Below are 20541 nucleotides of genomic sequence, written 5' to 3'. Positions count from 1 at the left end.
GGTCACAATCTGAATCAAAATCAAGCCCTCATTGTGCCCCCGTCTTGACGTCATCACCGAAGGTCCCTCTATGAACCCTCCTGAAAAAGTAGCCTTGCCCACCGACCAAGAGCTGGTGCTCAAGGTCATCCCCATGCCCGCCGACTGCAATGCCAATGGCGATATTTTTGGTGGTTGGGTCATGGCTCAGGTCGACTTGGCTGGTGCCGTGCTCCCCGCCAGACTGGTACGCGGCCGCATGGCCACTGTGGCTGTGAATGAATTCATCTTCAAGCAACCGGTCAAAGTGGGCGATCTGCTTTCGTTTTTTTCACGCATCACGCGCGTTGGTCGAACGTCCATCACGGTGCAAGTGGAAGTGTTTGCAGAGCGCTTTTCCAACCAGGGGGAGTTCATCAAGGTGACAGAAGCGCGCCTAACCTATGTGGCCATCGATGCAGATGGCAAACCGACGCCTGTGCCAGAACGCTAAAGCTTGAGGAATGACTTCTGTGCTCAGGGCGCGATGCCCCAGCGACCTGAGTTCAAGAGGTGAGATAGGCCGCGGTGCCCGTTGACAGCAACTTACCGTCGGCCGCACGAAACTCCATGCGCGCATTGCCCACCCGGGCACCCACGCGAACGGCTTCAGCATGAATGACAAATTCGTCCCCAATGCCAGGGCGTAAAAAGTCGATGCGCAAATCTATGGTGCTGTGACGGGCAAACCGCTCAAGCCGTTTGGCAGGCGCTTCGTCCATGTGTTTGGCACCGAGGGCTGCCAAAACAGCCAAGCTGCCCATGGCGTCCAACACCGCACTGATCACGCCACCGTGAATTCGATGGTACGCAAAGTGCCCTACCAATTCGGGTTTCATGGTGAGGTGCGCCACGATGCCAGTGGCTTCAATGCTTGAAACCTTCAACCCCATCCATTGGTTGAAAAGAATTTTGTCTTCGTAGATCTCGCGCAAACCTTCGATGAACTCAGGCTCAAAAGTAACCTGCGGTGGGATGTCTGCGCGAGAGGAAGTCATGGGGCATTCTAAGTTGAGAGATCAACTTAGATTTTAGAGAAGTCGGGCTTGCGTTTTTCCATGAAGGCGCCAAATGCCTCACGCGCTGCAGGCTCGGTGAGCATGCGGCGGAAACTTTGCCCCTCTTCACCCATGCGCTCAATCAGCACCTTGGATTGACCGCTCTTCATCAAACGCTTGGTCTCAACCAAAGCAGACAAAGGTTTGGCCGCCAACTTTTTGGCTTGCGCTTGTGCGTAGCCATTGACTTCTGTGGGTGGCACCACGCGATTGACCAAGCCAATCTCCAGCGCGGCTTCTGCAAAAAAAGCTTCGCCCAACAACAAGGCTTCAGCAGCTCGGTGATAGCCAAACATTTGCGGGGCCAACACACTGGAGGCAAACTCAGGGCACAAACCCAAATTCACAAAGGGCATGGAGAACGCAGCATTGTCACCCGCGTAGACCAAGTCGCAATGGAAAAGCAAGGTGGTGCCAATGCCCACAGCAGGACCTGCTACGGCGGCAATGGCGGGCTTCTCAAAGGTGGTCAACGCGCGCATGAAATGGAACACGGGCGAGTCCACCGTGGAAGGTGGCTTGTTCAAAAAATCACCAATGTCGTTGCCGGCACTGAAGATCGATTCGTGGCCTTGAATCACCAAGACACGGATGGCGGGATCGGCTTGCGCCTGGTCGACGGCTTGCGCCATGGCGGCGTACATATCGCCTGTGATGGAATTCTTTTTGTCGAGGCGGTTGAAGGTGAGGGTCATCACCCCGGCGTCGATGTGGGTCAAGATGTCTGACATGGTCTGGTGTCTTTCTATCGATTCAATGGGTTTCAGTTGGTGCCGGGTACACGAACCCAAGTTTGCGTACGACCGAAGGGACCGATCGAACCACGCACTTCCAGTTTCGCGCCATTCTCAATGGGGGTGAGACGAAGGCCATAAGTTTTGCCGTTTTCAGGATCGAGAATTTCGCCGTCTTCCCAGACATTTTTACCGCTGGCTTTTTTGGCGCCTCGAATAATCTCAAGCCCCAACACCGCTTGGTTCTTGCGGTCGTCGCTGCACTTGTCGCACTTGGCATTCTGATCTGCGTCTTTGCGTAGCAATTTTTCAACGCGCCCCTTGATCACACCTTGCTGCTCCACGATCACCACCATGCTTTTGAGCTCACCGGTTTTGTCGTCAATGGTGTGCCACTGACCCACAGGCGAGTTGGCCATGGCGCTGGTCGCCAAAGCGGCAACGCCCAACATGATGAATGATTTCAACAGTTGGGACAAATGGAATGAGGATTGCATGGATGTTTCCTTCGGAGGGGTTGGTCAGTGTTCAATGTTCAAGCCAAAGCCAAATCGGTGTCCATCAAGACATCTGCACCCGAGCGTGCAGTGTTCATCAGCGTCAGCGTTTCGGGCAACAGACGCGCAAAGTAGAAACGCGCTGTTTGCAATTTGGCTTTGTAGAAAGGATCGGGGCGTTGTGCTTCTTCTTCAGCCGCTGCAATTTTGGCCAAAGCCACTTGCGCCATGCGAGCCCAGAAGTAAGCAAACACGAGGTGGCCGGCCACACGCAAATAATCGACAGACGCGGCGCCCACTTCATCGGCATTGCCCATGGCCTTCATGCCAATTTCGGTGGTGAACTGGGTCATCTTCTGGCCCAAGTCTGCCAGTGGCTTGATGAACTCGGCCATGGCTTCGTTGCCCATTTCTTGCGCCACCAGTTTGCCAATCAACTTGCCAAATTTCTGCAAGCTGGCACCTTGATTGCCCAAGACTTTGCGGCCGAGCAAGTCGAGTGCTTGAATGCCATTGGTGCCTTCATAGATCATGTTGATGCGTGCGTCGCGCACATACTGCTCCATGCCCCACTCTTTGATGTAGCCGTGACCGCCAAACACTTGCTGGCACATGGTGGTGGCTTGATAACCGTTGTCGGTCAAGAAGGCTTTCACAATAGGCGTCAACAGCGCCAAAATTTCGGCAGAGTCGGCGCGCACTTTTTCATCGGGATGGTTCAGTTCTTTATCGATCAACAAGGCGCCATAGCAGGCCAAAGCTCGGCCCCCTTCAGCATAGGCCTTGGCCGTCAACAACATACGGCGCACATCGGGGTGAACCAAAATAGGATCTGCAGGTTTAGCCGGTGCTTTGACGCCCGACAAACTGCGCATTTGGATGCGGTCTTTGGCATAGGCCAAGGCATTTTGATACGCCACCTCGGTCAAGCCCAAAGACTGATTGCCCACGCCCAAACGCGCGCCATTCATCATCACAAACATGGCGGCCAAACCTTTGTTGGGCTGGCCCACCATGTCGCCCACTGCGCCATCGAGCACCATCTGGCACGTGGCATTGCCATGGATCCCCATCTTGTGTTCCAAGCCGCCACAGTAAATGCCATTTCGTTCACCGACCGAACCATCGGCGTTGACTTTGTATTTGGGCACCACAAACAAACTGATGCCTTTGCTGCCCACCGGGGCATCGGGTAAACGTGCCAACACCAAGTGAACAATGTTGCTCGCCAAATCGTGCTCGCCAGCGCTGATGAAAATCTTTTGACCAGTTAAGCGATAAGTGCCATCGGCTTGGGGTTCGGCTTTGGTTCGCAACATGCCCAAATCGGTACCGCAATGAGGCTCTGTCAAGCACATGGTGCCGGTCCACTCACCGCTGGTGAGCTTGGGCAAGTAAGTGCTCTTTTGAGCAGGCGAGCCGTGCGCTGACAAGCATGCATGCGCGCCATGCGACAAGCCTGGGTACATGGTCCAAGCTTGATTGGCGGAGTTCAGCATTTCAAAGAAGCACTGATTGACCACCAAGGGCAATCCTTGACCGCCGTATTCTTCTTCGGCGCTCAATGCCGCCCAGCCGCCTTCCACGTACTTGGCATACGCTTCTTTGAAGCCGGTGGGTGCGGTCACTTCATGGGTGTCGCGATTGAGTTTGCAACCTTCTTCGTCACCCGACACATTCAAGGGGAAGACCACTTCGGCCGCAAATTTACCGCCCTCTTCCAACACCGCATTGATGGTGTCGGCGTCGGTCTCGGCATGCTTGGGCATGGCCTTGAGTTCATTTTCCAAATCGAGCAACTCGTGCAACACAAATTGAAGGTCACGCAGGGGAGGGGTATAGCTGGGCATGTTGGACTTTCAGAAAATTGAGAATTGATACAAAGAATCAGGGCGTGTTGCGCGACACGATGGTGGTGAAACCTTGACGTGCGCGCTCTGCAGCACCCGGGTTGCGCAAAAATCTGGCTTCGTAATGCAAAGCCAAAATAAGGCCATGAATTTCAAAGGCCACCTGCAAAGGATCGGCTTTGGAATTCAAATGTTGTTCTTCTTGTGCTTGTGCAACAGCGCGTTGCAATGCGTTTTGCCAGGTGTTCACTGACGAGGCCAATGCATCCCGCACAGGACCAGGACGATCGTCAAACTCCACAGCACCGCTGATGTAAATGCAGCCCGAATCAATTTCGGTGGAGGTGCGTTGCATCCAGTTGTCAAACAACTTTTGCAAACGGGGCAAGCCGCGTGTGCAACTGAGGGCGGGATAAAACACTTCGCTTTCAAAGCGATCGTGGTATTCACGAATGACGGAAATTTGCAATTCTTCGCGTGAGCCAAAGTGCGCAAACACGCCCGACTTGCTCATGCCAGTCACTTCGGCCAGTGCGCCGATGGACAAGCCTTCCAAGCCAATTTGAGAGGCCAGTCCCAAAGCGGCATCGACGATGGCTGCTTTGGTTTGACGACCTTTCATCAAGCTTCGGCCTCCGGCTTCGTCCGCTGGGCGAAAGGCACTGGCGGCCGCGCCTGCAGAGGAACCGGAAGTGATGTGTCGTACTGTCATGCCGTGAATTTGTAAAAAAGAACGCTCGTTCTATTTTGCATGAAAATGCCAATCCCGGCAAAAAGAAAAGGCGAATCAGGGTTAATCCCGACTCGCCTTGGCGATGGCTTGCTTGGCTTTTGGCCAAGCACCACCTTGATTGAAAAACCTTGATCAGGCTTTGCGTTTGTAGGCCACAACCTTCTGCGTTTGCTCGCCCAAGCCTTCGATGCCCAGGTGCATGACGTCACCCTTCTTGAGGTACACCGGCGCTGGCTTGCCGTCTTTCTTCATGCCCATGCCGACGCCTGGCGGGGTGCCGGTGGTGATGATGTCACCTGGCTCCAAGGTCATGAACTGGCTGACGTAGCTGACCAATTTGGTGACGCCAAAAATCATGGTTTTGGTGGTGCCGGTTTGCATGCGCTGGCCGTTCACATCCAAGAACATTTTGAGGTTCTGAACATTGGGCACTTCGTCTTTGGTCACCATCCAAGGACCGATGGGGCCAAAGGTATCGCAACCCTTGCCCTTGTCCCATGTGCCGCCGCGCTCGATTTGGTACTCGCGTTCGCTGACGTCGTTGATGGTGCAGTAACCCGCCACATAGTCGAGGGCTTCTTTTTGTGACACATAGCTGGCGTGCTTGCCAATGACAATGCCCAACTCAACTTCCCAATCGGTTTTCACAGAGCCTTTGGGCAACATGACTTCGTCGTTGGGGCCTTGAATGCAAGAGGTGGCCTTCATGAACACGATGGGTTCTTTGGGCACGGGCAAGTTGGACTCGGCCGCGTGGTCGGCGTAGTTCAAGCCAATGGCAATGAACTTGCGCACGTTGGCCACGGGGCAACCCATGCGGGGCTTGCCTTTGACCAAGGGCAGCTTGTCGGTTTTGAGTTTGGCCAACTTGGCCAAGACTTTGTCGGACAGTTGGTCGGGGCCGATGTCGGACACCACACCGCTTAAGTCGCGCAGTTTGCCAGCGGCATCAATGAGGCCTGGTTTTTCTTTACCGGGTTGGCCATAGCGAACGAGTTTCATGAAGAAATCCTTAGGTTAAAAATGGGGCTCAAATTGTTGGAGGAACGCTTTTTGAACACGGGTGATTGTGATCGAATTTCGCTCAATAAGTGGAGCGACCACCCGACAAATCAAACACCGCGCCCGTTGAGAAAGAACAGTCTTCTGTCAGCAACCATGTGACCATGGCCGCCACTTCATCGGGCGTACCAAAACGTCCCATTGGAATTTTGGAGAGCATGAACTGAATGTGCTCGGGTGTCATCTGATCGAAGATGGCTGTTTTAACAGCGGCGGGCGTGACGCAGTTCACTCGGACATTGGTATTGGCCAACTCTTTGCCCAATGACTTGGTGATGGTCATCACGGCGGCCTTGCTGGCACTGTAGGCGCTGGCGTTGGGGTTGCCATCTTTGCCCGCCACAGATGCGATGTTGACGATGCGACCTGCAGGACGCTCTTTCAAATGCGGCGTCCATTCGCGGCAGCAATAAAACACGCCGTTGACATTGACGTCCATCACTTGTTGCCACGCATCCACGGGGTAGTTCCACACTTGTGTGTTGGGGCCTGTGATGCCTGCGCAGTTGACCACGGCGTCGACCGGCCCGTTTTTCAAAGTAGCTTCGGTGGCCGCCACCACAGACGCATGCTGCGCCACATCGACTTTGACGGCGTGAACCTTACCGGGATGGTTCAAGCTGGCCACGGCTTTGGCCATGCCGGCTTCATCGCGGTCCCACAAGGTGACGCTACCGCCCGAAGCCAGCACGCGTTCGGCAATGGCGTAGCCCAAGCCGGTGGCACCACCGGTGATGACCGCGTGGCGGCCTTTCATGTCGTATTGGTTCATGGATTTCTTTGATTGAGAAGTTGGATGTGGTTTGAAAAAAAGGCTTAGATGGTCATGCCACCGTCGACCATATAGGCATTGCCCGTGGCAAAGGCCGCTTCATCGGACGCCAAGAACACCACGATGGGTGCAATTTCGTGCGCTTGGGCAATGCGGCCCATGGGTTGGCGCGCCACAAAGTTTTTACGCGCTTGCACGGGATCGGCTTCTGAATTGATGCGATCTTGCAGTGAAGGCGTGTCGACGGTGCCTGGGCAAATGGCGTTGCAGCGAATGCCTTTGGCCACAAAATCGGCCGCCACGCTTTTGGTCAAACCAATGACCGCTGCTTTGGAAGCGCCATAAATAAAGCGATTGGGCAAACCGCGCACACTGGAGCACACGCTGGCCATGTTGATGATGCTGCCACCACCTTGTTCCAGCATTTTGGGCAAGACCGCTTGAATCATCCAAAACTGACCGCGTGCATTCAGGTTGAAAGCAAAGTCCCAATCCTTGTCGGTGGCTTGCAAAATGGTGCCGCCATGGACCACGCCCGCACAATTGAACAAGGCATCGATGCGCGGAATGAGGGCCACTTGTTTTTGAATGTCGTCTTTGTTCATGACATCCAAAACTGCGGTGTGCACATTGGCCACGCCCGCATAAGTTTTGAGCAGCTCTGGATTGACGTCAGTGGCCCACACGGTGGCGCCTTCGGCCACCATGGCCATCACGGCAGCGTGGCCAATGCCCTGGCCCGCAGCTGTGACCAGGATGTTTTTGTTTTTCAATCTCATGCTTTGATCTCCAAATGATTCTCTTGACGCTGGTCGATGGCTTGCCAATCCCATTCAATGCCCAGTCCAGGCGTGTCGGGGGGGTACGCAAAGCCATCTTTGACTTTCATGCGCGAATGCGTGATGTCGTCCAATTGAGGAATGTATTCCACCCAAGTGGCATTGGGAACCGCAGCGCACAAACTGACGTGCAGCTCCATCAAAAAGTGGGGGCACACCGGCACATCGAAGGTTTCGGCCAAATGCGCTGTTTTGATCCAAGGCGTGATGCCACCAATGCGCGCCACGTCGGGCTGCACCACGCTGCAAGCGCCCTGCTCTAAATACTCTCTGAATTGCATGGGGTGGTACATCGACTCGCCCACCGCCACAGGAATGGGAGTGTGTTCGCGCAAGTGCCTGTGACCTGAAACATCTTCAGCGGGCATGGGCTCTTCTAACCATGCCAAATCAAGGCCTTCGAAAGCTTTGGCCCTTCTGACCACTTCTGCACGGTGGAAGCCTTGGTTGGCGTCGGTCATGATGTCGAATGCGGGTCCCACCGCATTGCGCACGGCCGACAAACGCGCCACATCTTCGCTAACATGGGGGCGGCCAATTTTGATTTTGGCGCCTTTGAAACCATCGGCTTTGGCCTGCAGCGTTTGCGCGACCAATTCTTCGGGGGACAAATGAAGCCAGCCGCCCTCGGTGGTGTAAAGCGGCACTTTGCTTTGCGCGCCTCCCAGCAATTGCCACAAAGGCAATTGTTGACTTTGCGCACGCCAATCCCAAAGGGCTGTGTCAACGCAGGCCAAGGCCAAACTGGTCATGGCGCCAACGGCCGTGGCGTGCGTGTGAAAAAACAAATCTTTCCAAATGGCTTCCACATGCACTGGGTTTTTGCCAATGAGCCGAGGAACCAAATGATCTTTGAGCAAAGCCACCACAGAACTGCCGCCGGTGCCAATGGTGTAGGCGTACCCTGTGGCTTGAATGCCATCGCTGCACACCAGGGTGAGCAGAATGGTTTCTTGGGTGACAAAGGATTGAATGGCGTCGGTACGAACAACCTTGGGCGGCAAGTTCACTTGACGCAAATGAACGCGATCGATGGTGACTGAAGTCATGTTGAAAAATGTTGTGACGAGTTCGGGTTTATGCGTAGCCTAATTGACTTGACCCTCGCTCAGGTTCCATGTGAAGATTGTGCAACTGGTCTGACCAATTGTCCAATCCTCGTATTCCCTGAGCTTTGAAATCCATCGAACCCCAACGGCTGTATCGCCAAATTGCCAAGCAAGTCCAAGGATTGATTTCCTCGGGCGAATTTGCTGTGGGTTCACGTTTGCCCGCCGAACGCGATCTGGCCATGCAACTGGGTTTCAGCCGACCCTCTGTGCGCGAAGCGCTCATTGCATTGGAAGTGGAAGGTGTGATTGAAGTGCGCACAGGCTCTGGCATCTACGTCAAATCATTGGGCAAGAAGAAACAAGCCGCACCCAGCACACTCAACACGCCCGCTGAATGGGGGCCGCTTGAAGTGATGCGCGCACGCTCCCTGATAGAAGCCGAAATGGCCGCCCTGGCCGCAGAAGGCGCCAACGCGCAAGACATCAAGCGCATGGCCGCTGCACTCAAGGCCATGCAAAAAGATGCCAAAGCAGGCCGCATCCCCAGAGACAGCGACATCGCCTTTCACATGGCGATCGCCAATGCGTGTGCCAACAGCGTGATGCACGACACCCTCGAACTTTATTTGGAAGCCAGAAATGGCCCTTTGTTCGAACGCTTGGGCGATTACTTTGAATCGCCCGCTTCATGGGCCGCTGCCATTGCAGAACACCAAGAAGTGCTAGAGGCCATCGAAGCCCACGACCCGCAACGTGCGCGCAAAACCATGCAAAAACATTTGAACCAAGCTCACAAACGTTTTAGCGCTAGCTGGCGAAGCGCACCTTCTCGAATTTAGTTTTCTCGCCAGCAATTTTTTTTATTTCAACCCACAGGAGACAACATGAACACCAAACGAAATGCTCTGAAATCGCTCGCCACAGCCAGCGTCGTGGCCCTAGGGCTGTTAGGCGCCATGGGCAGCGGCCTGGCGCAAGCGCAAACCAAATTGAAATGGGCGCACGTCTATGAAACGTCGGAGGCCTATCACACCGAATCTGTTTGGGCTGCAGACGAAATCAAAAAGCGCACCAACGGCAAATATGAAATTCAAGTCTTTCCTGCCTCAACATTGGGCAAAGAAACCGACATCAACCAAGGCCTGACTTTGGGCACGGTGGACATGATCATCAGCGGCACATCTTTTGCTGCTCGTGCCTACCCACGCTTCGGAATAGCTTACTACCCCTTTATTTTCCGTGATGGCGACCACCTGCTGGCCTTCTCCAAAAGCCAAGTCTTTGGCGAAATGGTGAATGAGTTCCGTGCCAAAACTGGCATTCAAGTCACAGCCTACACCTACTACGGCGCACGTCACACCACAGCGCAAAAAGCCTTTACCAATTGCGCTGGCATGAAAGGCATCAAGATTCGCGTGCCTGATGTGCCCGCTTACCGCGCAACACCCGAAGCTTGCGGCGCCAATCCCACACCCATTGCGTTTGCAGAAGTTTATTTGGCCCTGCAAAACGGTACCGTTGAAGCCCAAGAGAATCCTTTGACCACCATTGAAGCCAAGAAGTTCTATGAAGTTCAAAAGGCGATCATGTTGACCGGCCACATCGTTGACGGCTTGACCACTCAAATTGCGCCCCACGTTTGGAACAAACTGAGCGATGCTGAAAAGAAAATTTTCACAGACGTAACACAAGAAGCTGCTGCACGCGCTTCGGCCAAGATCAAAGCACGCGAAGTTGAGTTGGTCGACGAGTTCAAGAAAAAAGGTTTGCAAATTGTGCAAGTCGATCGCAAGTCTTTCCAAGACGCCGTCTTGAAAAACAAACCTTTGGAATCCATGGGCTTCACCAAGGTTGATTTCGACAAGATTCAAGCCGTCAAGTAATCACCATCGCGTGATGCACTTTTGCGCACCCGTGGTACCGGTGCGCATCTCACAGGTTGAGCCTATTGCGCTCAACCTGTGCCCCTATCTCGAGGAGTCCATATGAGCAACCTACCCGACCTTGACGCCATGCCCAAAGTGATGGGCGACGATGGACAATTTCATGCCACCGATGAAGAGGTGGATTTGTCTGGCACCCCCATTGAGGCTTGGGTGGCTTTGGGCTTTTTTTGGGTCTTAGGCGCCACGGTTTTCTACCAATTCTTCACACGTTACGTGCTGAACAACTCAGCTTCTTGGACCGAGGAAATCGCGCGCTATTTGCTGATTGCCACCGTATTCACAGGCGCCACCATTGGCGTCGCCAAAAACAACCACATACAAGTGGACTTCTTTTACAAGTTCATGCCTGCTTGGCTTTCAAAGTTCATGAACACCTTGGTCGATGTGATGCGCATCGGCTTTTTTGCAGCCGCCACATTCCTGACGGGTCAGATGATGGAAAAGTTAGGCAACTACAAAATGACCATCATCGACTTGCCCATGAACATTGTGTACGCCGTGGTCATGGCCGGTTTTGCGGCCATGTGTTTGCGCGCCATCTGGGTCATGAAAGTTCATTGGCAACGCGGCTACACGGTGTTGCAACGTCCTGAGTCAGAAATGACTGACCGCTGAACACAGCACTTCAAGTTCCGAAAGAAATCCGATGTTAAAAATTTTGTTCTTGTTGCTGATGAGTGGCGGCATTCCTGTGGCCATTGCCATGGCGGGTGCTTCCCTGATTTATTTGTTCTGGACACAAAGCTCGCCTCCCTTTGTGGTGATTCACCGCATGGTGTCTGGCATTGACAGCTTTCCATTGTTAGCGGTGCCCTTCTTCATTTTGGCCGGCAACCTCATGAACAACGCCGGCATCACCAACCGCATCTACAACTACGCGTTGGCCTTGGTGGGCTGGATGAAGGGCGGCTTGGGCCACGTGAATGTGGTGGGCTCTGTGGTGTTTGCAGGCATGAGCGGTACCGCCATTGCCGATGCGGCGGGCCTTGGCACCATTGAAATCAAAGCCATGAAAGACCATGGCTACAGCACCGAGTTTGCAGTGGGCGTGACAGCTGCATCGGCCACCTTGGGACCCATCATTCCACCCAGCTTGCCGTTTGTGATTTACGGCATGATGGCCAATGTGTCGGTGGGCTCCTTGTTTTTGGCTGGCATCTTGCCAGGGGCCATGATGGCGCTGCTCATGATGATCACCGTGGCCTACTTTGCACACAAAAACAATTGGGGCTCAGACGTTCCCTTTAACTGGCCACGTGTTTTCAAGGCCTTGGCCGAAACAGCTGTGGTGATTGGCTGGCCACTCTGCATTTGGTACTGTGTGACACAACTTGACACACCGCCACAACTGACCGTCTTCATCGCTTTGGGCATTTTGTTTGCCGCCGATAAGCTCTTTGACTTCCAGGCTGTTCTGCCCATCATGACACCGGTCTTGCTGATTGGCGGCATGACGACTGGTGTGTTCACACCCACAGAAGGCGCCATTGCCGCTTGCGTCTGGGCCATTGTGTTGGGCTTCTTCTGGTATCGCACCCTTCACTTCAAAATGTTTGTGAAGATTTGCCTCGACACCGTCGAAACCACTGCCACTGTCATGTTCATTGTGGCCGCCGCCAGCATCTTTGGCTGGATGCTGACCGCTACTGGCGTCACAGCGGCCATCAGTGAATGGGTGCTGGGCTTCACCCAAGAGCCTTGGAAGTTTTTGCTCTTGGCCAACTTGCTGATGTTGTTCGTGGGTTGCTTCTTAGAACCTACAGCGGCCATCACCATCTTGGTTCCGATTTTAGTGCCCATCTGCCAAAAACTGGGCATTGACTTGGTTCACTTTGGTTTGGTCATGGTGCTCAACCTCATGATCGGTTTGCTGCACCCACCCATGGGCATGGTCTTGTTTGTGTTGGCACGTGTGGCCAAGCTCAGCGTCGAGCGAACCACGGCCGCCATCCTGCCTTGGCTGTTCCCCTTGCTAGGCAGCTTGATCGTCATCACTTATGTGCCCAGCTTGGTGCTGTGGCTCCCTAAACAATTTATGTGATTGAGAACAATGAGTCTTTTCATTCGCCTCCACCCCGCCGATGACGTGGTCATTGCGCGCGCGCAACTGATGAGCGGCACCAGCGTTGACGGCGTGACCGTTCGCGGACTGGTCCCGCCCGGACACAAAGTGGCCACACGTGCCATTCAAGCCGGCGAGCCCGTACGGCGCTACAACCAAATCATTGGCTTTGCCAGCACGGCCATTCAACCTGGCGAGCATGTGCACACGCACAATCTCAACATGGGGCCTGAAAAAGGCAATTTTGAGCGCGACTACGCCTTTGGCCAAGACGTGAAGCCCGAGGCACCGCGCAAGCAAGCCACCTTCATGGGCATCAAACGCTCGGACGGCCGTGTGGCCACACGCAATTACATCGGGGTGTTGTCAAGCGTCAATTGTTCGGCCACAGCAGCACGCGCCATTGCCGATCATTTTTCAAAACGCAACAACCCTGCTGCGCTGGCTAACTTTCCCAACGTGGATGGCGTCGTGGCTTTAACGCACGGCACCGGCTGCGGCATGGACACCGAAGGTTTGGGCATGAAGTTGCTAGAACGCACGCTGGCCGGCTATGCCACACATGCCAACTTCTGGGGCGTGGTCGTCGTCGGCTTGGGCTGCGAAACCAACCAACTGAACACTTGGCTTGCTCACAGCAGCTTAAGAGAAGGCGACACCCTCAAGGTGTTCAACATTCAAGACACAGGCGGTACTCGCTTGACGGTCGAGAAAGGCATCGCACTCATTGAAGAAATGTTGCCGCGCGCCAATCAAGTCAAGCGCGAGCCTTGCAGCGCTGAACACATCACAGTCGGTTTGCAATGCGGTGGCTCCGATGGTTACTCGGGCATCAGTGCCAACCCCGCCTTGGGCGCAGCCGTCGATTTACTGGTGCAACACGGCGGCACCGCCATCCTCAGCGAAACACCTGAAATTTATGGTGCTGAACACTTGCTCACGCGCCGCGCTGTCAAACCAGAAGTGGCACAAAAGCTGATTGACCGCATTCACTGGTGGGAAAAATACACCGAGATCAACGGCGGCGAGATGAACAACAACCCCTCGCCTGGCAACAAAGCCGGCGGTCTCACCACCATCCTTGAAAAGTCATTGGGCGCCGTAGCCAAAGGCGGCACCAGCAACTTGCAAGCCGTTTACGAATATGCTGAACCGGTCAACACCCATGGTTTTGTCTACATGGACACGCCCGGCTACGACCCAGTGAGTGCCACAGGCCAAGTGGCTGGCGGCGCCAACCTAATTTGCTTCACCACGGGCCGCGGCAGTGCCTACGGCTGCGCACCTTCGCCCAGTTTGAAATTCTCGACCAACTCAGCCTTGTGGAAAAAACAAGAAGAGGACATGGACCTCAACTGCGGCGAAATTGTGGACGGCGGCGTCAGCATTCCCGAAATGGGCCAGCGCATTTTCGAGATGATCCTGAAAGCCGCCTCTGGCGAACCCACCAAAAGCGAGAAGCACGGCTATGGTCAAAATGAATTTGTACCTTGGCAAGTGGGCGCTGTGATGTAAGCCACGTCTCACGCCATGCTTTGCCCGTGGCGTTGCACAACAAGAAAGTACTGTCATGAGCCAATGCATTCCCGCCGCACAACTGCAACAACAAATTGCCAACATCATTCGAATGGCGGGCAGCGAAGCTGCTGAAGCCGAGCAAGTGGCCGCCAACTTGGTCATGGCCAATTTGAGTGGTCATGACTCGCATGGCGTGGGCATGGTGCCGCGCTATGTTGATGCCGTTTTGGAAGGTGGCCTGAACCCCAACACCGGCGTCAAAGTGGTGCTCGACACAGGTCCCTTGCTGAACTTGGATGGCCAACGTGGCTACGGCCAAATCACAGGTGTGCAAGCCATGCAAATGGGCATTGAACGTGCCAAGCAACACGGCGTGTGCACGGTGGCACTCAGCCGCTCGCACCACTTGGGACGCATTGGTCACTTTGCCGAAATGGCAGTGGCACAAGGCTTGGTGTCCGTTCATTTTGTGAACGTACTGTCACGCCCCGTCGTCGCACCCTTTGGGGGTGGCGATGGTCGCTTTGGCACCAACCCCTGCTGCATTGGCGTGCCCATGGGTAACCGAAAACCCTTCGTGCTCGACTTTGCCACCAGCCGTGTGGCCCAAGGCAAGATGCGTGTGGCATACAACAAAGGCGAACAAGTGCCAGATGGTTATTTGATTGATGAAAAAGGCCATCCCACCAACAACCCCGGTGTGGTGGTGGTGCCGCAATCGAATGGGCTGTTTGGCGCCCTCATGACTTTTGGCGACCACAAAGGCTTTGGCATGGCCATGGCCTGCGAATTGTTGGGCGGTGCACTCACAGGCGGTGGCACATGGCACCGCGAAGCCGATGACAAACGGGCTGTGCTCAATGGCATGCTCACCATGATCATCGACCCCGTTCGCTTGGGCACACAAACCTCGTTTGAAAAAGAAGCCTTGGCCTTTGAAGACTGGTTGCGACAAAGCCCCGATGCACCTGGCAGTGAAGGTGTTTTGATGGCGGGTGAACCCGAACGCAGAGCTCGCGCCGATCGCGAGCAAAACGGCATTTGGATTGACGATGCCACCTGGGCCGAGATTCAAGCCTCTGAAGCCAAGCTCAAGAACCGACACTAATCATTGCCCTCTTGAACTGGCCTCAAAGAACCCACATGTCTGAACCTCAACTCTCGCGCGGCACGCTCGCTCATATTCCCGCATCTGTCAAAACACCAACCTACGCTGTTCATCCTGAAGCAACCGGTGTGGTGCATTTAGGTTTGGGCGCATTTCACCGCGCCCACCAAGCCATGGTGTTTGACCAACTGCTGCGCGAGGGTGATTCGCGTTGGGGCATTCATGGCGTGGGCATGACGCAACCCGGTTTGGTCAACAAACTGCGCGCACAAGATGGTTTGTATTCAGTGCGCGTTGCGGGCGCTACCGGTGTTGAATGGCAAGTGCCTGGTGCGCTTTGGCAAACCAGTGTGGCCACCACAGAACGGCAAAATGTACTCAATGCCATTGCGGCAAAAAGCACGCGATGGCTCACCCTCACCGTCACAGAAAAAGGCTACACGCCTGCATTGGCCCAACTGCTGATCGATGGCCTGCGTTTGCGTCATGCCGCTGCACTGCCCGGTCTCACCATTGCCTCGTGCGACAACTTGCAAGGCAACGGCCACAAACTTCAAGCACTTATTCATGCCACAGCCACACCGCAAGATGCAGCATTGATGCAATGGATGGACGCGCACTGTGCGTTCCCTTGTAGCATGGTTGATCGCATCGTGCCCGCAGCCACCAACGAAGTGGCCACTGCGGCCAAGGAGACCTTGGGCTTGAAAGACGACTGCGCACTCAGCACCGAAACCTTTTGGGAATGGGTGATTGAAGACAAATTTGTGGACCCTGCCGACGGCGCTTTGTTGGCCAAGTGCGGCGTGCGGGTTACGTCGCAAGTACACAGTTATGAAGAAGCCAAACTTCGCATGCTGAACGGCAGCCACTCAGCCATGGCCCTGATGGGCGCCATCACGGGACGTCCTTACATTGCTTCGTGCATTGGCGTTGACCACATTCGAGAGTTTGTCTATCGCTTGATGAGCCGCGAAGTGGCGCCACACTTAAGCCGCACCGATTGGGCCGACTACCGCGATGCACTGATTCAACGCTTTGGCAATCCGTATTTGAAACACAGCGTGCATCAAATTGCCATGGACAGTTCGCAAAAAATTCCACAACGTTGGCCGCCTTCTATCTTGGGCCAAATGGCCAAAGGCCAAGCGTTTGAACACCATGCCTTGGCGGCGGCTATTTTCTTGCGCTACACGCTGGCCGTGGATGAACAAGGGCACGCCTATGCCTTGAACGATCCGCAAGCAGAGAGCTTATTGGCCATCGGAAAAAACCAAGTAACAGATGCAGCGGACAGCTTAAAAGCTTTGTTGTCACGGCAAGACTTGTGGGGCAATGAGTTGCCTCACAACACACTGTGGGCCCAACGCGTGGCTTATTGGCACGATCAAGTGATTCATCAAGGCGTCGATGCCACGGTGAAATTCGCCATTACCTTAGATGCCTAAACTGCAACATTGATCAACAGACCTTTATGAAAATCACAGCCGCCCGCGTCATCGTTTGCTGCCCTGGCCGCAACTTCGTCACACTCAAAATTGAAACCGACGAAGGCCTCACCGGCATTGGCGACGCCACCCTCAATGGTCGCGAATTGTCGGTGGTGAGTTATTTGGAAGAGCATGTCATTCCCTGTTTGATTGGCCGCGACCCACAGCAAATTGAAGACATCTGGCAGTACCTCTACAAAGGCGCTTACTGGCGAAGAGGCCCCGTCACCATGACCGCCATTGCCGCAGTGGACACGGCGCTGTGGGACATCAAGGCCAAAATTGCAGGGCAACCGCTTTACCAATTGTTGGGTGGCCGCAGCCGCACCGGCATCATGTCGTACGCCCACGCAACAGGTCGCGATACTGCCGAAACCGTGGACGAAGTGTTGCGCCACAAAGAAATGGGCTACTTGGCCATTCGCGCGCAAAGCGGCATTCCGGGCCTGAACAAAGTTTATGGCGTGAGTGGCAATGGCCGCATGTACGAACCTGCCGATGGTCCTTTGCCGGGCGAGCACGATTGGAGCACCGAAAAGTATTTGCGCCACACACCTGGCTTGTTTCAGGCTGTGCGCGAAGCCGTGGGACCCGACACGCATTTGTTGCATGACGCGCACCATCGCCTCACGCCCATTGAAGCCGGCCGCTTGGGCAAAGAACTCGAGCCCTTTCACTTGTTCTGGCTAGAAGACCCCACGCCCGCCGAAAACCAAGAGGCCTTCAAGCTCATTCGCCATCACACCACCACGCCCTTGGCTGTGGGCGAAATTTTCAACACGGTATGGGACTGCAAAGATTTGATCGAGCAGCAACTCATCGATTACATCCGCACCACTGTCACGCACGCGGGAGGCATCACGCACTTGCGCGTCATTGCCAACTTGGCCAGCTTGTACCAAGTGCGCACCGGCTGTCATGGTGCCACCGACATGTCACCGGTCTGCATGGGCGCAGCTTTGCACTTTGACACCTGGGTGCCCAACTTTGGCATTCAAGAACACATGGCGCACAGCGAAGAAATGCTGTCGGTCTTTCCGCATGATTGGCGCTTTGAAAAAGGCATGCTGTATTGCGGCGAGTCACCCGGACACGGCGTGGACATTGATGAAAAACTGGCCGCCAAGTATCCGTATCAGCGGGCCTACTTACCCGTCAACAGGCTTCAACATGACGGCACACTTTGGAGTTGGTAAATTCCTCAGCAAGCAGATACAAAAAAGGCACCTCGCGGTGCCTTTTTCGATGCTGCACAACTTCAAAGCACGCGCGCCAAAGAAGCCTGCAAATTCTCTGAAGGCAAACGCTTAAATCCCGAGCGTGCAAAGCGCTGCATGCGTCCCATCATGAAGGCCACCAACAAAGAAGCCGTTACTTGCGCATCCACGGTGGGAGTGTCGCTTTGAATGCCGCCATCGCGCAGTGACTGCTTGAAGGTGCTTTCCAATTTGTCGAACAACAAGTTCATGCGCTCTTGCAAACGCTCGTTTTCAAACACCAGCGCATCGCCCGTCATGACGCGCGCCATGCCGGGGTTCTTTTCTGCAAATTGCAAAATGAGCGCCACGGTTCGCGCCACTTGTGCAGGACCTGCAGGTTCGCGGTCGGCAATTTGGCGCACGAAGGCAAACACCGACTGCTCGACAAAATCAATCAAGCCTTCAAACATCTGCGCTTTGCTGGCGAAGTGACGGTACAAAGCCGCCTCACTCACCCCCAGCTTGGCCGACAAGGCTGCTGTGGTGATGCGTTCTGCGCCGGGCTGCTCCAGCATGCCAGCCAAGGTTTGCAAAATTTGCAAACGACGCTCACCAGGCTTGGGGCGCTTGCGTGTGGGCGCCGCGCCAGCTTCTTCGTTCTCGGGCAGGTTGTCGGAAGTTGTCTCTGTGGTCATGGCCTGTTCCTCAGTGGCTGCGAATCATGGTGCCGAACGCTTGGTCGGTCAGAATTTCTAACAACATGGCGTGTGGCACACGGCCATCGATGATGTGCACAGCGTTCACACCACTCTTGGCGGCATCCAAGGCGCCACTGATTTTGGGCAACATGCCACCACTGATGGTGCCATCGGCAAACAACTCGTCAATGCGACGGGCGCTCAAGTCGGTCAACAGGTTACCTGCTTTGTCCAAGACGCCGGGCGTGTTGGTCAGCAGCACCAACTTTTCAGCGCGCAGCACACTGGCCAATTTGCCTGCCACCACATCGGCATTGATGTTGTAACTCTCGTTGTTTTCGCCAAAGCCAATAGGGCTGATGACGGGAATGAAGGCGTCGTCTTGCAGGGCCTTGACCACGCTGGGGTCGATCGACTCGATGTCGCCCACTTGGCCAACGTCGTATTCTTTGTGGGGGTCGTTGTTGTCGACCATCTTGAGTTTCTTGGCGCGAATCATGCCGCCATCACGACCCGTCAAGCCCACAGCCTTGCCACCTGCTTGGTTGATCAAACCCACAATGTCTTGTTGCACTTCACCGGCCAACACCCACTCCACCACTTCCATGGTTTCGGCGTCGGTCACGCGCATGCCTTGAATGAACTCGCCTTTTTTGCCCAAGCGGTTCAAAGCCGTTTCAATTTGGGGACCACCCCCGTGAACCACCACGGGGTTCATGCCCACCAATTTCAAGAGCACCACGTCTTCAGCAAAATCGGCTTGCAAAGCAGGATCGGTCATGGCATTGCCGCCGTATTTGATAACCAAGGTCTTGCCATGAAACTTGCGAATGTAGGGCAATGCTTGCGCCAAGATCTCTGCTTTGTCGCGCGGCGCAATGTGGGCCAAGGAATCAATGTCAGTCATGATGGTTCTTTAAATTAAAAACATGCAAGTCAGTACTTGCTCATGTGATAGGGGTCTGTCAGAGCCGTATTGTGAACACTTTTGAGGCGCTTGTGCCCCACCGAAACCATCAAATTACAAAATTTTTGCCAAGAGCTGGTCCACGCCGGTTTGCCAGGGTGGTAACTGCAATTGAAGGGCTTGTTCCAAGCGACCGCAATGGAGCCTGGAGTTCAACGGCCGCTGGGCTGGCGTGGGAAATTCTGAAGTCGGCACGGGCAATAATTCTTTGACGGCAAAGCTCAAACTGGGCTTCAACTGCTTGGCTTTGGCCAGTACATGGTTGGCGTAGTCAAACCAAGTGGTCACACCTGCTGCAGCCAAGTGATAGATGCCAGAGAGTGGCTGGGGCGCTTGCAAGGTCAGCGCCGTGACATCGGCCAACAAGGCCGCACCCGTGGGCGCACCAAACTGGTCGTTGATGACCGTCATCTTCTCGCGTTCTTGGGCCAAACGCAGCATGGTCTTGGCAAAATTGCCGCCCTCGGTGCCGTAAACCCAACTGGTTCTGAAGATCACATGCTGGGCACCCTGTTTGGCAATGCCCAGTTCACCGGCCAACTTGCTGCGGCCATAAGCATTGAGCGGACCTGTGGCATCAGTCTCGATCCAAGGTGTTTGGCCACTGCCGTCAAAGACGTAGTCGGTTGAATAGTGAATGAGCCTTGCCCCAATGGCCGCGCAGGCGCGAGACAACACTTCTGGCGCCAACGCATTGACCAAGTGCGCGGTTTCTGGATCGGACTCGGCTTTGTCGACCGCGGTGTAGGCGGCGGCGTTCACCACCACGTTGGGCTTGAACAAACGCACGGTGTCTGCCAAGCCTTCCAGATGGGTCAGATCACCGCAGTGGGAGGCGCTGTGCCGGTCAAGCGCCAGCACCTCGCCCAAAGGTGCCAAGCTGCGCTGCAGCTCCCAACCCACTTGGCCATTTTTGCCGAGCAATAAAATTTTCATGC

The 20541-nt window shown here is 54.8% G+C and carries 21 protein-coding genes; 9 read left to right on the top strand and 12 right to left on the bottom strand.

Translation table 11 applies throughout. The features are described from left to right. Positions 1-70: 70 nt before the first annotated feature. The gene (locus L103DPR2_RS03220) at positions 71-472 is read left to right on the top strand and encodes an acyl-CoA thioesterase (protein WP_055359724.1); all 402 of its coding nucleotides are present in this window, start codon (positions 71-73) and stop codon (positions 470-472) included. A 52-nt stretch (positions 473-524) separates the two neighbouring features. On the opposite strand, the gene L103DPR2_RS03215 is transcribed toward L103DPR2_RS03220, so the two are convergent. The 9 genes from L103DPR2_RS03215 to L103DPR2_RS03175 form a co-directional block, all read right to left on the bottom strand. Then, on the bottom strand, positions 525-1016 hold the full coding sequence (locus L103DPR2_RS03215; protein WP_055359723.1) for a thioesterase family protein: 492 nt from the start codon (positions 1014-1016) through the stop codon (positions 525-527). Between the two features lie 26 nt (positions 1017-1042). Beyond that, the gene (locus L103DPR2_RS03210) at positions 1043-1807 is read right to left on the bottom strand and encodes an enoyl-CoA hydratase (protein ID WP_055359722.1); all 765 of its coding nucleotides are present in this window, start codon (positions 1805-1807) and stop codon (positions 1043-1045) included. A 32-nt stretch (positions 1808-1839) separates the two neighbouring features. Next, positions 1840-2307 (bottom strand): DUF2147 domain-containing protein, encoded by a 468-nt coding sequence (locus L103DPR2_RS03205; RefSeq protein WP_156339847.1) that lies wholly within the window; start codon positions 2305-2307, stop codon positions 1840-1842. Between the two features lie 38 nt (positions 2308-2345). Next, positions 2346-4157, bottom strand: coding sequence for an acyl-CoA dehydrogenase C-terminal domain-containing protein (locus L103DPR2_RS03200; protein WP_055359721.1), 1812 nt, complete (start codon positions 4155-4157; stop codon positions 2346-2348). 37 nt (positions 4158-4194) lie between these two features. Continuing rightward, positions 4195-4779 (bottom strand): TetR/AcrR family transcriptional regulator, encoded by a 585-nt coding sequence (locus L103DPR2_RS03195; RefSeq protein WP_231717711.1) that lies wholly within the window; start codon positions 4777-4779, stop codon positions 4195-4197. Between the two features lie 243 nt (positions 4780-5022). Continuing rightward, positions 5023-5892, bottom strand: a complete 870-nt coding sequence (locus tag L103DPR2_RS03190) for a fumarylacetoacetate hydrolase family protein (protein WP_055359719.1) — start codon at positions 5890-5892, stop codon at positions 5023-5025. Between the two features lie 82 nt (positions 5893-5974). Continuing rightward, positions 5975-6724, bottom strand: a complete 750-nt coding sequence (locus L103DPR2_RS03185) for an SDR family NAD(P)-dependent oxidoreductase (protein WP_055359718.1) — start codon at positions 6722-6724, stop codon at positions 5975-5977. A gap of 44 nt (positions 6725-6768) precedes the next feature. Then, positions 6769-7503, bottom strand: a complete 735-nt coding sequence (locus L103DPR2_RS03180) for an SDR family oxidoreductase (protein WP_055359717.1) — start codon at positions 7501-7503, stop codon at positions 6769-6771. Beyond that, positions 7500-8612 (bottom strand): mandelate racemase/muconate lactonizing enzyme family protein, encoded by a 1113-nt coding sequence (locus tag L103DPR2_RS03175; RefSeq protein WP_055359716.1) that lies wholly within the window; start codon positions 8610-8612, stop codon positions 7500-7502. The genes L103DPR2_RS03180 and L103DPR2_RS03175 overlap by 4 nt, the downstream gene beginning before the upstream one ends. A 125-nt stretch (positions 8613-8737) precedes the next feature. On the opposite strand from L103DPR2_RS03175, the gene L103DPR2_RS03170 reads away from it, so the two are divergent. From L103DPR2_RS03170 to manD, 8 genes are all read left to right on the top strand, one after another. Further along, positions 8738-9454 carry a FadR/GntR family transcriptional regulator gene (locus tag L103DPR2_RS03170; RefSeq protein WP_231717668.1) on the top strand — a complete coding sequence of 239 codons (717 nt, stop codon included), beginning with the start codon at positions 8738-8740 and terminating at the stop codon, positions 9452-9454. 45 nt (positions 9455-9499) lie between these two features. Next, the gene (locus L103DPR2_RS03165; protein WP_055359715.1) at positions 9500-10498 is read left to right on the top strand and encodes a sialic acid TRAP transporter substrate-binding protein SiaP; all 999 of its coding nucleotides are present in this window, start codon (positions 9500-9502) and stop codon (positions 10496-10498) included. A 102-nt stretch (positions 10499-10600) separates the two neighbouring features. Continuing rightward, positions 10601-11176, top strand: a complete 576-nt coding sequence (locus L103DPR2_RS03160; RefSeq protein ID WP_055359714.1) for a TRAP transporter small permease — start codon at positions 10601-10603, stop codon at positions 11174-11176. A gap of 31 nt (positions 11177-11207) precedes the next feature. Next, the gene (locus L103DPR2_RS03155) at positions 11208-12602 is read left to right on the top strand and encodes a TRAP transporter large permease (RefSeq protein WP_055359713.1); all 1395 of its coding nucleotides are present in this window, start codon (positions 11208-11210) and stop codon (positions 12600-12602) included. A gap of 9 nt (positions 12603-12611) precedes the next feature. Next, positions 12612-14138 (top strand): UxaA family hydrolase, encoded by a 1527-nt coding sequence (locus L103DPR2_RS03150; RefSeq protein WP_055359712.1) that lies wholly within the window; start codon positions 12612-12614, stop codon positions 14136-14138. Positions 14139-14193: 55 nt separating this feature from the next. Then, complete coding sequence (locus L103DPR2_RS03145) at positions 14194-15249, top strand: malate/lactate/ureidoglycolate dehydrogenase (protein ID WP_055359711.1); 1056 nt, start codon at positions 14194-14196, stop codon at positions 15247-15249. 35 nt (positions 15250-15284) lie between these two features. Continuing rightward, on the top strand, positions 15285-16697 hold the full coding sequence (locus L103DPR2_RS03140) for a mannitol dehydrogenase family protein (RefSeq protein WP_055359710.1): 1413 nt from the start codon (positions 15285-15287) through the stop codon (positions 16695-16697). Positions 16698-16723: 26 nt separating this feature from the next. Then, a complete protein-coding gene (manD, locus tag L103DPR2_RS03135) occupies positions 16724-17935 on the top strand; it encodes a D-mannonate dehydratase ManD (RefSeq protein WP_055359709.1) in 1212 nt (403 codons plus the stop codon). Positions 17936-17997: 62 nt separating this feature from the next. On the opposite strand, the gene slmA is transcribed toward manD, so the two are convergent. The 3 genes from slmA to rfbD all read right to left on the bottom strand — a co-directional run bounded on the left by slmA (position 17998) and on the right by rfbD (position 20539). Next, on the bottom strand, positions 17998-18633 hold the full coding sequence (gene slmA, locus L103DPR2_RS03130) for a nucleoid occlusion factor SlmA (RefSeq protein WP_055359708.1): 636 nt from the start codon (positions 18631-18633) through the stop codon (positions 17998-18000). A 10-nt stretch (positions 18634-18643) separates the two neighbouring features. Further along, on the bottom strand, positions 18644-19543 hold the full coding sequence (argB, locus tag L103DPR2_RS03125) for an acetylglutamate kinase (RefSeq protein ID WP_055359707.1): 900 nt from the start codon (positions 19541-19543) through the stop codon (positions 18644-18646). A gap of 114 nt (positions 19544-19657) precedes the next feature. Continuing rightward, the gene (gene rfbD / locus L103DPR2_RS03120; RefSeq protein WP_055359706.1) at positions 19658-20539 is read right to left on the bottom strand and encodes a dTDP-4-dehydrorhamnose reductase; all 882 of its coding nucleotides are present in this window, start codon (positions 20537-20539) and stop codon (positions 19658-19660) included. Positions 20540-20541: the final 2 nt, after the last annotated feature.

Source organism: Limnohabitans sp. 103DPR2, from assembly GCF_001412575.1.
Taxonomy (GTDB): Bacteria; Pseudomonadota; Gammaproteobacteria; order Burkholderiales; family Burkholderiaceae_C; genus Limnohabitans_A.
Note: the sequence above shows the minus strand (reverse complement) of the source record. Positions and strands in the feature narration are given on the sequence as shown.

What these genes read in the sequence shown, in the direction of transcription:
- argB (WP_055359707.1), bottom strand. Translation starts at nt 19,543, where the DNA reads ATGACTGACATTGATTCCTTGGCCCACATTGCGCCGCGCGACAAAGCA.
- L103DPR2_RS03155 (WP_055359713.1), top strand. Translation starts at nt 11,208, where the DNA reads ATGTTAAAAATTTTGTTCTTGTTGCTGATGAGTGGCGGCATTCCTGTG.
- manD (WP_055359709.1), top strand. Translation starts at nt 16,724, where the DNA reads ATGAAAATCACAGCCGCCCGCGTCATCGTTTGCTGCCCTGGCCGCAAC.
- L103DPR2_RS03165 (WP_055359715.1), top strand. Translation starts at nt 9,500, where the DNA reads ATGAACACCAAACGAAATGCTCTGAAATCGCTCGCCACAGCCAGCGTC.
- L103DPR2_RS03190 (WP_055359719.1), bottom strand. Translation starts at nt 5,892, where the DNA reads ATGAAACTCGTTCGCTATGGCCAACCCGGTAAAGAAAAACCAGGCCTC.
- L103DPR2_RS03175 (WP_055359716.1), bottom strand. Translation starts at nt 8,612, where the DNA reads ATGACTTCAGTCACCATCGATCGCGTTCATTTGCGTCAAGTGAACTTG.
- rfbD (WP_055359706.1), bottom strand. Translation starts at nt 20,539, where the DNA reads ATGAAAATTTTATTGCTCGGCAAAAATGGCCAAGTGGGTTGGGAGCTG.
- L103DPR2_RS03200 (WP_055359721.1), bottom strand. Translation starts at nt 4,157, where the DNA reads ATGCCCAGCTATACCCCTCCCCTGCGTGACCTTCAATTTGTGTTGCAC.
- L103DPR2_RS03220 (WP_055359724.1), top strand. Translation starts at nt 71, where the DNA reads ATGAACCCTCCTGAAAAAGTAGCCTTGCCCACCGACCAAGAGCTGGTG.
- L103DPR2_RS03185 (WP_055359718.1), bottom strand. Translation starts at nt 6,724, where the DNA reads ATGAACCAATACGACATGAAAGGCCGCCACGCGGTCATCACCGGTGGT.
- L103DPR2_RS03215 (WP_055359723.1), bottom strand. Translation starts at nt 1,016, where the DNA reads ATGACTTCCTCTCGCGCAGACATCCCACCGCAGGTTACTTTTGAGCCT.
- slmA (WP_055359708.1), bottom strand. Translation starts at nt 18,633, where the DNA reads ATGACCACAGAGACAACTTCCGACAACCTGCCCGAGAACGAAGAAGCT.
- L103DPR2_RS03140 (WP_055359710.1), top strand. Translation starts at nt 15,285, where the DNA reads ATGTCTGAACCTCAACTCTCGCGCGGCACGCTCGCTCATATTCCCGCA.
- L103DPR2_RS03210 (WP_055359722.1), bottom strand. Translation starts at nt 1,807, where the DNA reads ATGTCAGACATCTTGACCCACATCGACGCCGGGGTGATGACCCTCACC.
- L103DPR2_RS03195 (WP_231717711.1), bottom strand. Translation starts at nt 4,779, where the DNA reads ATGAAAGGTCGTCAAACCAAAGCAGCCATCGTCGATGCCGCTTTGGGA.
- L103DPR2_RS03205 (WP_156339847.1), bottom strand. Translation starts at nt 2,307, where the DNA reads ATGCAATCCTCATTCCATTTGTCCCAACTGTTGAAATCATTCATCATG.
- L103DPR2_RS03160 (WP_055359714.1), top strand. Translation starts at nt 10,601, where the DNA reads ATGAGCAACCTACCCGACCTTGACGCCATGCCCAAAGTGATGGGCGAC.
- L103DPR2_RS03145 (WP_055359711.1), top strand. Translation starts at nt 14,194, where the DNA reads ATGAGCCAATGCATTCCCGCCGCACAACTGCAACAACAAATTGCCAAC.
- L103DPR2_RS03150 (WP_055359712.1), top strand. Translation starts at nt 12,612, where the DNA reads ATGAGTCTTTTCATTCGCCTCCACCCCGCCGATGACGTGGTCATTGCG.
- L103DPR2_RS03180 (WP_055359717.1), bottom strand. Translation starts at nt 7,503, where the DNA reads ATGAGATTGAAAAACAAAAACATCCTGGTCACAGCTGCGGGCCAGGGC.